The organism is Lacinutrix undariae, assembly GCF_052934785.1.
Genome location: NZ_CM128809.1, coordinates 1,290,495 through 1,303,420, shown reverse-complemented (window position 1 = coordinate 1,303,420; position 12,926 = coordinate 1,290,495). Strand labels below are relative to the sequence as shown.

Sequence of the window (12,926 nt, the reverse complement as noted above, 5' to 3'; positions counted from 1 at the left end):
ATTTTATTTTTTTGGAAAAAGCACTATAAAAGTGGTGCCTTTATCTTGTTCTGTTGTAAAAGTAATACTTCCTTTATAGTTTTCTACAATGTTTTTAACCATTGCTAAACCAAGCCCCATTCCACTAGATTTAGTCGTGAATTTAGGCTCAAATATTTTAATTTTATTGTCTTCTGAAATCCCCGTTCCATTATCTGAAATGGTAATACATGCATTTTCATTTTCTTCGGAAATATGAACAGCTATTCTTTTATTTTCCTGATTTTCAGGAATCGCTTGAATGCCATTTTTCACCAAATTAGTAACTACTCTAATTAATTGCGTACGGTCAAAATCGGCTAATATTTCTTCTTTTTCTGCTGAAAACACCACAAAATCTTCACTAAAAATATCTAAACCTAGCTTTACAATACTTACTACATTAAGAGTTTCATTTTGTTGTGCTGGCATTTTTGCAAAGTTTGAAAATGCCGAAGCAATAGAACTCATGGTATCTATTTGCTGAATAATTGTTTTAGTATACTCATCTAACTTTTGATGAATTTGAGGATCTGTAGGATCAAACTTACGTTGAAAACTCTGCACACTTAATCGCATTGGTGTTAACGGATTTTTAATTTCGTGTGCCACCTGTTTTGCCATCTCTCTCCACGCTTGTTCACGTTCGCTTCTTGCGAGTTTTATAGCACTATCTTCCAATTCATCAATCATACTATTGTAAGAACGTACTAAAATTTCAATTTCCTCACTAGATGATTCTACTTCAATTTTTTTATTGCGTTTTTCCAATCGGGTTTCGTTTATTTTATCGCTAATTGTTTTTAATGATTTGGTAATATATTTAGACAGTAAATACGCCAATACTACCGCTATAAATAGCATAAATAGATAAGCATAGGCTAAGCGTTCTAAAAATTCTTTCAACTCTTTATTTAAGAAATCATTATTTTCTAAATAAGGAAGATTTAAAATCGCTAAAGGTTTAAATTTTTGATCGGTGATATACGAATAAGATGACTGAAACACCTTTCCGTCTTTAGTATTTTTTCTAATATAGCGATGATCTGCAGTATTTGAAATACGATTTAGTATTTCGGCATCTAAACATGTAGAAATAGAATCGGCAGTGATACTTGCTTTTGATGATTTTAGCAAACCACCATCTAAATCATACAAATTTACCTGAAGCTCGTGTATAGCAGAAATCTCGTAGATTTTCTCTTTAAATATTAAAGGAATATTATCGGTACTCACCACATAGGTGTTTTGCCGACCGCTTAAAATATAGTTGATATGTTCTTTTATAGCAGATTCTTTACGCTCCAACCGGTCTCTATGATAATCTTGAGCCTCTTCATTATATTGATAAATAGAAACTGCAGCAATAAGTATAGAGGCTAGTAATACCACCAATATCATGGCAATAAATATCCTAAATCGTAATGAAAGTTTTTTTAGCTTCATCTATAAAATTATAATGAAATAAAGGTAACAATAATCAAGCCAAGGCGTCTACTTTTCATCGTTTTTAGCCCTAATGTTTTTATAGATTTTAAAGCCTAACATCAATAAAATACCTAAAATAAAAATACCAATCACACCAAAAACCCAATTGATAGCACTTTTTAAAATGACCAAAAACACAACAGCGAAAAGAATAAAGGTCGCCCCTTCGTTCCATAAACGCATAAAATTTGATGATTTTCTCACATGATCGCGTTGTAATTGTTTGTAAAATTGGTGCGTTTTTAAATGATATAGAATCAACAATACTACAAAAGTCAGTTTTACATGCATCCAAGCCTCTTGTAGCCAAAATGGTTGCAAAATTAATAACCAAACTGCAAATAATACAGCCAAAATAGCTGATGGCCAGGTAATGATTGTCCAAAGTCTTTTGGCCATAATTTTAAGTTGCGTACCTAAAATTTCTTTATCTGGAGATGGTTTTTGAGAGGCTTCAATTTGATATACAAATAAACGTGGAATGTAAAATAATCCTGCAAACCAGGTAATCACAAAGATTAAATGAAACGATTTTATATAGTTGTAATATTCCATAGCAATAAAATAGTTAGTCTGTTTTTACGACTTCGGGTTGCAAATTAGTTCTTATTTCTCTGTTCAAAAAATAGGCGGTTACAATAGTTGCCAAAACATCAGAAATTGGGAATGACATCCACACCCCTAATTCGCCATAAAAATTAGGCAAAATTAAAATTAAAGGAATAAAGAAAAATCCTTGTCGCGTTAAGGTTAATAACAATGCAGGAGTGGCTTTTCCTATGGCCTGAAAATAGGCTGCACCAATTAACTGTATTGCAATAATTGGTGTTGCTGCAAACACCCAACGCATGGCGCTTGGTGTTTTATTTAATACTTCAGGTTCTGTAGTAAATAAGGACGTAATTGTTTCTGGAAAACACATTAATAGTATAAAAACAAGCGTTGCTAATACTACAGCATATTTTATAGCGATGTTAATCGCTTCGCGAACTCGTGTATAATGAGAAGCGCCATAATTAAAACCAGCAATAGGTAAAAATCCTTGTGTAATTCCGAATACAGGAAAAAGTGCGAACATAAGCATTCTACCTACAATTGCGTATGAAGTTACCGAGGTTTCGCCTCCTAAATCAAACAAAATATTATTCATAAACAGATAGGTAATACTCACCACTGCTTGTCTTGCAAGAGTTACAAATCCTAAAGATGCAATTTCAGAAACAATCTTACTTTTTAGTATAAAATGAGAGATATTCACTTTCAATTCTGATTTTCCTGATAAGAAAAAACGTAATAAAAAAGCAAAACAAAGTAGATAAGAAATTGTGGTTGCCCAAGCAGCACCTTCCATACCATAGCCAAGTACATTTATAAAAAGATAATCTAAAACAATATTTCCTACCGAAGGAAACATCATAGCATACATAGCGTATTTGGGTTTACCTTCTGCTCTAGCTATTGTGTTTCCTAACATATTTAGTCCTAAAAAAGGAACACCATAAAGTACAATAACATAGTATATTTTTGCAGATTCAAAAATAGCGCCTTTTCCTCCAAAAGCAGGAATAATACTATCGGCAAAAATGAGTCCTAAACTCGCTAAAGTAATTGTAAAGAATAAGGTTAGTACAATTTGATTTCCAAAGGTTTTTAGTGCTTTTTCCTTATCTCCCGAACCTAATGCACGCGAAATAACTGAAGCCCCACCAATACCAATACTCATTCCTAAGGCGGCAATAAAAAAGGACACAGGCAACACCACATTTATGGCAGCAATTGCGATAGATCCTATCCAATTTCCTACAAAAATAGTGTCTACTAAAATATTTAGAGACATCACTAAAATCCCTATTGATGCGGGTACTGCTTGTTTAACAAGCAATTTGCTAATAGGTTCTGTTCCTAGGTTTTTAGATTGACTTTCGGCCATTATACTTCCACCTTTTCATCAGCCCAATTGGTAATCCATTTTGCTAATAATCCAGCCCATTCTTTATCGTCATTTAAGCAGGGTAATGTTTTAAATTCTTTCCCTCCTACTTCGTGAAAAATTTCTTCACCTTCCATAGCAATTTCTTCTAAAGTTTCTAAACAGTCACTCACAAATGCTGGTGTTGAAATCGCCATAGTTTTTATACCTTGTTTTCCAAAACGCTCAATAGTTCTATCGGTATAAGGTTGTAACCAAGGATCAAAACCTAAACGCGATTGAAATGATGTTGAAAAACTATCTGAAGGTAAGTTTAGTTTTTTAGCCACTAATTCTGTGACTTTTAAACATTGATGTCTATAGCAAAACTCGTGCGCTTTACTTGGCGTTGCACAACAACTTCCATCAATTTTACAGTGCGATTTAGTAACATCACTTTTCTTGATATGACGTTCTGGTACACCGTGATATGAAAACAGATAATGCTCGTATGTTTTACCTTCTAAATTCTTCTTTAAAGAATTAGCAAGCACTTCAATATAGTCTTCTCTGTTATAAAAAGCTGGTAAAGCGTCAATTTTAAGGTTTGGAAAACTTGCAGCTCTAACTTCTTCAGCAAGCACCAAAATTGTTTCGGTAGTTGCCATAGCAAATTGTGGATACAACGGAATTAAAAAAACTTCATCAACACCTTTATCAACTAATTCTTGTAATCCTTTTTTTATAGTCATACTTCCGTAACGCATAGCCAAAGCAATTGGTAGTGGCGTTTCTTCTTGCACCTTATCTTTAAGTCGCTCCGAAATTACAATTAAAGGCGAACCTTCTTCCCACCATATTTTCTTGTAAGCGGCAGCAGAAGCTTTAGGTCTTGTTTTAAGGATAATCCCCTTAACTAATAATGCCCTTGCAATTAGAGGAAGATCGATAACACGCTCATCCATTAAAAATTCTCCTAAATATTTTTTTACATCTTTTGGTTCTGGGCTTTCTGGTGAACCAAGATTTACTAATAAAACTCCTTTCATGTGTACTCTTTATATATTACGAAGATAATGACATTATATATTTTTTTGGCGTTGTGCCATACTTCTTTTTAAATGCTGAAATAAAATGACTCGCAGTACTGTAACCTACTTTTAATCCAACTTCATTAACATTATTATTTCCAGACTCTAATAGTTTACGGGCCACTTCCATTTTATAATCAAACAGAAAACTAAATACTGTATCCCCGTAAATTTCCTTAAAACCTTCTTTTAATTTCTTTAAACTTAATTGTATTTCGTCTGCCAATTCTTGTAATGTAGGCGGTTCAGTCATTCTATTAATGATAATATCTTTAGCTTTTCTAATTTTAACCACATTGGTCTCATCCATTAAAAACGGACATTGCTCAATATTTGCATCTTCGCTTCTGTTAAAATACAAACTCAATAACTCGTAAGCTTTACCTTTAAAATATAAATTACGGATAGAACTATTAAGATTATAATGAATTAATTGTGTTAATACAATTGCCATTGAAGGCGTAATTTTTCCGTCTTTATAATATTTTTTATCCTTATTGTCCCCACTTAAAAAAGTGATATAATCAGCTTCTTGAGAAAATAAACTATGAAATTTCTTAATAGAAATTAACATGGTTACCATCCATGAATGTGGTTTACTCGTAAGATGGATTGGTAAATCACGTTGTGGATTATACAATAACAGCGATTTTTCATCTTCAATATCTAAAGCATAGCTTCCATTATTAAAAATAAATTGGCAAGATCCTTTTAAACAGAAGTGAAATTGAATAAAACTACTATCAATATGTCGCTGAAGGGTTGCTTCAACATTATTTTCATTTTGATAGGTAAGAATATAAAAATCTTTATCTATTTCTACCTCATTAAAAGATCCTTGGGCGATACTTTTTTCTGAATTAAAATTTGAATCCATTTTAAAGTTATTTAGATTAATTCTAAACTGATAGTCTAAAAAGTGTTATTAACCTTACAAAAATAGGCTAATTCAAGGGATTAATTAAAAAATAACCTCAAAAAACTAACAGCGACACTTATTGTTCCTTGAGCGTTATTTTTTAGAAACCGTTACCGTTACTTTTGTTTCTTTAAAGTTCCAAAATTGTTTAATGGAAAATAATAACAAATTGAAAACAACTTATTTTTACGCTATTGGCTTAAGCTACAAAAAAGCTGATGCTGAAATTCGCGGTCATTTCAGCTTAAATAGCGACGGAATGGAAGCCCTTCATCAGCAAGCAAAAACTAATGGTATTGAAAGCTTAATTGTCACTTCTACCTGTAACCGTACAGAAATTTACGGTTTTGCAGAACATCCTTTTCAACTTATTAAATTACTTTGTGATAACACCAACGGTAGCGTTGAGGAGTTTCAAAAAGTAGCTTATATATATAAAAGTAAAGATGCTATTTCTCATATGTTTAGAGTAGGATCTGGTTTAGACAGTCAGATATTAGGTGATTTTGAAATTATTAGCCAGTTAAAAATAAGCGCGAGATACTCAAAAAAAGAAGGTTTACTTAACGCCTTTTTAGAACGTTTAATTAATGCTGTAATTCAAGCAAGTAAACGTATAAAAACAGAAACTGAAATCTCATCTGGTGCCACATCGGTATCTTTTGCATCGGTACAATACATTTTAAATAATATTAGTGATATTTCAAACAAGAATATTCTACTCTTCGGAACAGGAAAAATTGGAAGAAACACTTGCGACAACTTGGTAAAACACACCAAAAACGAACATATTACTTTAATTAACCGTACAAAAACCAAAGCTGAAGAAGTAGCGGGAAAATTTAACGTACTAGTTAAAGATTATGCCAACTTACAAGAAGAAATTAGTGATTCGGATATTTTAATTGTAGCCACAGGAGCACAAAACCCTACGGTTGATAAACATTTAATTCAATCTGAAAAACCATTATTAGTCTTAGATTTATCTATCCCTAAAAATGTAGATATCAACGTTGAAGAGCTAGAAAACGTTACAGTTATTCACTTAGATCACCTCTCACAAATTACAGATAAAACGCTTGAAAACAGAAAGGCACAAATACCACATGCCGAAGCGATTATAGAAGATATAAAAATAGAGTTTAATAGTTGGTTAGAAACTCGTAAATTTGCACCAACAATTAAAGCGTTAAAACTCAAACTCAACAACTTTAAAGTTGCTGAACTAGATACACAGCGCAAAAAATTGTCTGATTTTAATGAAGCGCAAGCCGAATTAATAAGTAACAACATTATTCAAAAAATAACCAACCATTTTGCACATCATTTAAAAGATGATGATTGCTCGACTATTGAAAGCTTAGAATTAATAAAAAAAGTATTTCAACTAGAAGAATCTTCAAACCATGTCTAAAACAATACGCATTGGAACTCGCGATAGCGAATTAGCCTTATGGCAAGCCAAAACAGTACAATCACAATTACAACACTTAGGTCATAAAACAGTATTAGTTCCTATAAAATCTGCCGGTGATTTAGTCCTTGACAAACCACTTTACGAATTAGGAATTACAGGTGTTTTTACTAAAACTCTGGATATTGCAATGCTTAACGGCGATATTGATATTGCTGTACATTCTTACAAAGATGTACCTACAGCTTTACCAAATGGTATTGTAAAAGCAGCAGTTTTAAAACGTGGAAATATTAAAGACACACTAGTTTTTAATAATAATGAAGAGTTTTTATCTGCACCCGAAGGTATAATTGCAACTGGAAGCTTACGTCGTAGAGCACAATGGCTTAACCGTTTTCCTACACACACAATTGTTGGCTTACGCGGAAATGTAAATTCACGCTTAGAAAAGTTAGAAAACAGCGATTGGAACGGTGCTATCTTTGCAGCAGCAGGATTAGGTCGTTTAGATTTAACACCTGAAAATTCTGTAAATTTAGATTGGATGATTCCTGCACCAGCACAAGGAGCAGTTATGATTACAGCTTTAGATGAAGATGAAGAAATTAAAGAAATTTGCAAAGAACTAAATGACGAAGAAACCGACACTTGTACTACAATTGAACGTGATTTCTTAAGACTTTTAGAAGGAGGGTGTTCGGCGCCAATTGGAGCTTTAGCATACATAAAAGACGAAGAAGTACTTTTTAAAGGTGTTTTATTAAGTCCTGATGGAACTAAGAAAATTGAAGTTTCTCGTACTGAAAAAGTAGGTGAACATTATCAAATTGCTCAATTTTCTTCAGAATTTATTATTGAACGTGGTGGGAAACGTTTAATGGATGCTATTAAAGATTCAGGAAAAGAAACTAATATATATTCTACAAAATCACTTACAGAAGACCAACGTTTTCTATTAAATGACGGTTTGGTAACTGAAAGTAATGATGCTATTAAAATTAGCCTGAATAGAATACAACCTTCTTTATTAAAAAAACCAACCCAAAACGTAATTATTACAAGCAAAAATGCAGTTGAAGCTATTTTAAACAACTGTCCTGCCGAAGAATTACAATTTAAAAATATATACTGCGTAGGTCGTCGTACAAAACGAATGACTGAAAAACGTATTGGAAAAGTAACCCATACCGAAAAGAACGCAAAAGCATTAGCCGAATATTTAGTAGACTTTATTGACGGTACAGAAGTAACTTATTTTTGTAGCGATTTAAGATTAGATGATTTACCAACTATCTTAAGTGAAAATCACATAAAAGTTAACGAAATTGAAGCTTACCAAACAAAATTTGATTCAGAAAAAGTAAAAGATAATATTGAAGGTATTATGTTTTATAGCCCTTCAACTGTTGATAGTTTTATGACTAAAAATAAAGCTAACGGAATTGCATTTTGTATTGGAGAAACAACAGCTGCGGTAGCTAGAGAACACTTTAAAGATGTTAGAGTTGCAAAAGTACCAACTGTTGAAAGTGTTATTGAGTTAGTAAACGAACACTATATTTAGTCGTTTTACAACACGTTGTTTTAAGCAAATTTGCGTCCTACAAACTAGTATGATTTAAAATGTCAAAATTTAAAAAACAATCTTTACTAAATTACATTTATCGGTTTTTCGATATCATTGTATTGTTTTTTATTGTATTTGATTTTGGGTACGATCACGCCGATAATTACACGTCACCACATGTTTTTGGGTTGATTGTATTATCGGTTTTATTACTCGCTTTTAATACCGCAAAATTTTTTATTTATAAATACCAAAACAATAAAAAAGTAGCCCTAGTAAACATTGTTATCATATCAGTTTTACTAATTACTTCTTTTATAGTCTCCCTTGTACATAGTCACAACGAGTATCACTTTATTTTACAACGTATAAAACCAATTTTAGAATATGGTTTAGTATTATATTTCTTACTAAGACTCCTTATATTAGTTCGTTATGTTTACGAAGTCTATTTTAATCCTGCTATTGTATTTGTAGGAAGTTTTTTTATTTTAGCCATTTTAGGTGCCTTTTTATTGATGCTACCTAGTGCAACAACTAATGGCATTACTTTTACAAATTCTTTATTTACAGCAACTAGCGCAGTATGTGTAACTGGTTTAGCTGTGTTAGATACCAGTAAAGATTTTACAATTATTGGGCAATCGATAATACTAGTACTCATTCAATTAGGAGGATTAGGTATTTTAACCTTTACTTCATTTTTCGCTTTCTTTTTTAGAGGAAGTTCTTCATTTAAAGAAGGCTTAAACACCAAAGATTTTATTGCTCAAGAAGGTTTAAAAGATGTATTTAGAGCAGCATTAAACGTCGTTACATTTACTGTGGCGTTAGAATTTATTGGTGCTGGGTTTATTTATTTTTCAGTAACAGATAATAGCGTGATTTCAAATAAGCTGTTCTTTTCAGTCTTTCATTCTATTTCAGCATTTTGTAACGCTGGATTTTCTATTCTTCCGTCAGGATTATTTCAAGAAAGCATTCGTTTTAACTACAGTTTTCAATGGGTTATCATGATGCTTATTATTGCTGGAGGTTTAGGTCATAATATCATTTTTAACTTCTATCAGAAAATTAAAATTTCAATTTTAGAACTTTTTGATAGAAATGCAATTCATAAACGGGTGCCAATTATTACATTAAATACAAAAATTGTAATTTACACTACGGTTATTTTATTATTTGTAGGTTGGGTATTTTTCTTTATTTCAGAATATCACAATACCATGTTAGAACATACCACAATTATTGGAAAGCTAACTAACGCAGCATTTAACTCGGTGAGTCCAAGAACTGCAGGTTTTAATGTAATAGATTACAGCCAAATGACGTTACCTTCATTATTATTTCTTATATTTTTAATGTGGGTTGGAGCTTCACCAGCATCAACAGGTGGTGGTATAAAAACCAGTACCTTTGCCTTAGCAACACTTAATATTTTTGCAGTAGCTAGAGGTAAAAAAAGTATTGAAATTTTTGGAAAACGTATCTCAGGAGAATCTACAAACAGAGCTTTTGCTATTATTTGTATTTCACTAATAGTTATAGGATGTTCAATTATGGCAATTTTACTTTTTGAGCCTAAAGACACTCCTTTATTAACCGTAGTTTTTGAGTGTTTTTCAGCATTTAGCACCGTAGGTTTAAGCCTTAATTTTACACCTACATTAACCGAAGCAAGTAAATATGTTATTATAGCCGTTATGTTTATAGGACGTATAGGAATGCTCAATTTAATGATTGGATTATTACGACAGATAAATTATCAGTTTTACCAATACCCAAAAGAGAACATCCTTATTAACTAAAAATATAACAAGACATTAAATAATTATAAAATGAAAATAATCGTTATCGGACTCGGAAATTTCGGACATGCCTTAGCATTAAGCCTTACCGAAACAGGCAACGAAGTCATTGTGATTGATAAACAAATGGATAAGATTAATTTGGTAAAAGACCAAGTATCTCATGCCATATGTATGGATTCTACAAACGAACTAGCCTATAATGCCGTACCTTTAAAAGATGCCGACAAGGTTGTGGTGGCTATTGGTGAAAACGAAGGCGCAGCGATAATTACAACCGCTATCATTAAAAAACTATCTGATGTAAAAATTATTAGTCGCGCTCTGTCACCTATTCACGATACCGTTTTAGAAGCCATGGGTGTGCATAGCATTATTCATCCAGAGCAAGATTCGGCAAACCGATTAACAAAGCAAATAAACTTCAAATCTACCTTAGAGAATTATCAATTAGATGATAACTTTACCATTTCAGAAGTCAAAGCAAAAAAGGATTTCTTCGGAAAAACATTAAAAGAACTCGATACCACAAATACATTTCAACTCACATTAATTACTATTATTCGCGAAAAAGAAAAACGTAATATACTGGGTAAAAAACATATAATTAAAGAAAGCATTGGTCGTGTAAATTCAGAAACTACAGTACAAGAAAACGATACTTTAGTTGTTTATGGCAACAATAAAGATATTGAAAGCTATTGTGTAGGACAAGAAGAATACGATTTAAGAAACAAAAACATATAACATGATAAAAAACGATTTGTTTTTAAGAGCCTTAAAAGGCGAAACTGTAGAACGTCCACCAGTATGGATGATGCGTCAAGCAGGAAGATATTTACCAGAATTCATGGACATCAAAGCCAAATATGATTTCTTTACACGTTGCCAAACGCCCGAATTAGCGAGCGAAATTACCGTGCAACCTATAAGACGTTTTGGTATGGATGCCGCTATTTTATTTAGCGATATTTTGGTAATCCCTCAAGCCATGAATATTGAGGTACAAATGAAACCTAATTTTGGTCCTTATTTACCAAATCCAATCCGCTCTCAAAAAGATGTAGATAATGTTATTGTACCAGATGTTACTGTAGCTTTAGATTATGTGTATCAAGCTATAAAAGCAACTAAAGAAAAACTTAACGACGAAATTCCGCTTATAGGTTTTGCTGGATCTCCATGGACTATTTTATGCTATTGCGTACAAGGACAAGGAAGTAAAAACTTTGATAAAGCCAAAGAATTTTGTTTTACAAACCCAATTGCAGCACACCAATTATTGCAAAAAATCACCGATACTACTATTGCTTATCTTAAAGAAAAAGTAAAAGCAGGTGTTAACGCTGTACAAGTTTTTGACTCTTGGGGAGGGATGCTTTCTCCGGTAGATTATCAAGAATTTTCTTGGCAATATATCCAACAAATTATCGATGCTTTAAAAGATGAAACTCCAGTAATCGCTTTCGGTAAAGGTTGTTGGTTTGCTCTTGACGAAATGGCAAATTCTGGCGCTGCAGCTCTTGGAATAGACTGGACATGTTCTGCAAAAAACGCACGTTATTTAACAGGTGGAAACATTACACTACAAGGAAATTTTGATCCTACTCGCTTATTTTCTCCACCAGCAGAAATCAAGAAAATGGTTCACCAAATGATTAACGAATTTGGTAAAGACAAGTACATTGTAAACCTAGGTCACGGTATTTTACCAAACATTCCTATTGAAAACGCACGCGCATTTATTGATGCCGTAAAAGAATATAAAGTGTAATTTCACTTGGGCGTTACCTACTTTTTTAAAGTAACTTTTTAGTATTACACACTACTAATAGCTATAAAAAAGTAGGTCGGGCTTTTTGGCAGTCGCTTTTTTGTGTTGCATAAACGCAACAACACAAAAAGAGCTTCAACAAATGCCACAATCCCTAACGCAAAAAAAAAGTACTATGATAAAACATATCATTTCAGGAATTAAAGCATACTTTGGAGCTTTCAGTTTAATTTCAAAACTAAAACTCTGGAAATATTTTGCAATTCCTATCCTAATTAGTTTAGTAACAGCAACCTTAATTTTCACTTCAGCTTACGGCTTATCTGATAATATTGGTGCTTATATTTCAAAACTATGGATTTGGGATTGGGGAAAAGAAACCTTCACCTCTATCGGAAATTTTATAGGCGGTTTACTGGTGGTTGTTATAGGTTTTATACTTTACAAACACATTATTATGGCATTATCGGCACCATTTATGAGTCCGGTTTCCGAAAAAATAGAAGCCCATTTATTAGAAAACGATCATCATATACATCGTGAAACCTCATTTAAAGCACAACTTTGGAGAGGTATAAAAATTAACCTTCGTAATTTATCAATGGAGTTATTGCTTACTATTCCAATATTAATTATTGGGTTAATTCCAGTTGTTGGCATCATTTCTAGCATCTTATTATTCTTAACCCAAGCCTATTATGCTGGTTTTGGTAATATGGATTACACATTAGAGCGTCATTTTAAATATAAAGAAAGTTTAACCTTTGTAAGACAAAATCGTGGTGTAGCTATTGGTAATGGCATCCTATTTATGCTCTTTTTACTAATTCCTGTGATTGGGGTTATTTTGGTATTACCACTATCGGTAACTGCTGCAACTAAAGAAACAGTAGCAGTATTAAAAGCGAATAACCATATCACTCTAAATTCATAAA

At 32.4% G+C, this 12,926-nt stretch carries 11 protein-coding genes; 6 read left to right on the top strand and 5 right to left on the bottom strand.

The genetic code is table 11. From position 1 onward, the window contains the following. Positions 1-3: 3 nt before the first annotated feature. From ACU4C5_RS05830 to ACU4C5_RS05810, 5 genes are read right to left on the bottom strand one after another with little or no spacing between them, the layout of a single operon-like run. Positions 4-1,464 (bottom strand): sensor histidine kinase, encoded by a 1,461-nt coding sequence (locus tag ACU4C5_RS05830; protein WP_446846119.1) that lies wholly within the window; start codon positions 1,462-1,464, stop codon positions 4-6. Between the two features lie 48 nt (positions 1,465-1,512). Then, positions 1,513-2,061 carry a CopD family protein gene (locus ACU4C5_RS05825; protein WP_446846118.1) on the bottom strand — a complete coding sequence of 183 codons (549 nt, stop codon included), beginning with the start codon at positions 2,059-2,061 and terminating at the stop codon, positions 1,513-1,515. 13 nt (positions 2,062-2,074) lie between these two features. Next, complete coding sequence (locus ACU4C5_RS05820) at positions 2,075-3,436, bottom strand: MATE family efflux transporter (protein ID WP_446846117.1); 1,362 nt, start codon at positions 3,434-3,436, stop codon at positions 2,075-2,077. Next, on the bottom strand, positions 3,436-4,464 hold the full coding sequence (gene hemH, locus ACU4C5_RS05815) for a ferrochelatase (RefSeq protein WP_446846115.1): 1,029 nt from the start codon (positions 4,462-4,464) through the stop codon (positions 3,436-3,438). Before hemH ends, ACU4C5_RS05820 begins: the two co-directional genes overlap by 1 nt. A 16-nt stretch (positions 4,465-4,480) precedes the next feature. Beyond that, positions 4,481-5,383, bottom strand: a complete 903-nt coding sequence (locus ACU4C5_RS05810; RefSeq protein WP_446846114.1) for a helix-turn-helix transcriptional regulator — start codon at positions 5,381-5,383, stop codon at positions 4,481-4,483. Between the two features lie 193 nt (positions 5,384-5,576). Here ACU4C5_RS05810 and hemA point away from each other — a divergent pair, with 193 nt between their 5' ends. From hemA to ACU4C5_RS05780, 6 genes are all read left to right on the top strand, one after another. Then, positions 5,577-6,839, top strand: coding sequence for a glutamyl-tRNA reductase (gene hemA / locus ACU4C5_RS05805; RefSeq protein ID WP_446846113.1), 1,263 nt, complete (start codon positions 5,577-5,579; stop codon positions 6,837-6,839). Beyond that, a complete protein-coding gene (gene hemC, locus ACU4C5_RS05800) occupies positions 6,832-8,406 on the top strand; it encodes a hydroxymethylbilane synthase (RefSeq protein WP_446846112.1) in 1,575 nt (524 codons plus the stop codon). The genes hemA and hemC overlap by 8 nt, the downstream gene beginning before the upstream one ends. A 59-nt stretch (positions 8,407-8,465) precedes the next feature. Next, entirely contained in the window at positions 8,466-10,217 is a 1,752-nt protein-coding gene (locus tag ACU4C5_RS05795; protein WP_446846111.1) for a TrkH family potassium uptake protein, read from the top strand. 30 nt (positions 10,218-10,247) lie between these two features. Further along, positions 10,248-10,964, top strand: coding sequence for a potassium channel family protein (locus ACU4C5_RS05790; RefSeq protein WP_446846110.1), 717 nt, complete (start codon positions 10,248-10,250; stop codon positions 10,962-10,964). A gap of 1 nt (position 10,965) precedes the next feature. After that, complete coding sequence (gene hemE, locus ACU4C5_RS05785) at positions 10,966-11,991, top strand: uroporphyrinogen decarboxylase (protein ID WP_446846109.1); 1,026 nt, start codon at positions 10,966-10,968, stop codon at positions 11,989-11,991. 175 nt (positions 11,992-12,166) lie between these two features. Next, complete coding sequence (locus ACU4C5_RS05780) at positions 12,167-12,925, top strand: EI24 domain-containing protein (RefSeq protein ID WP_446846108.1); 759 nt, start codon at positions 12,167-12,169, stop codon at positions 12,923-12,925. Position 12,926 lies beyond the last annotated feature (1 nt).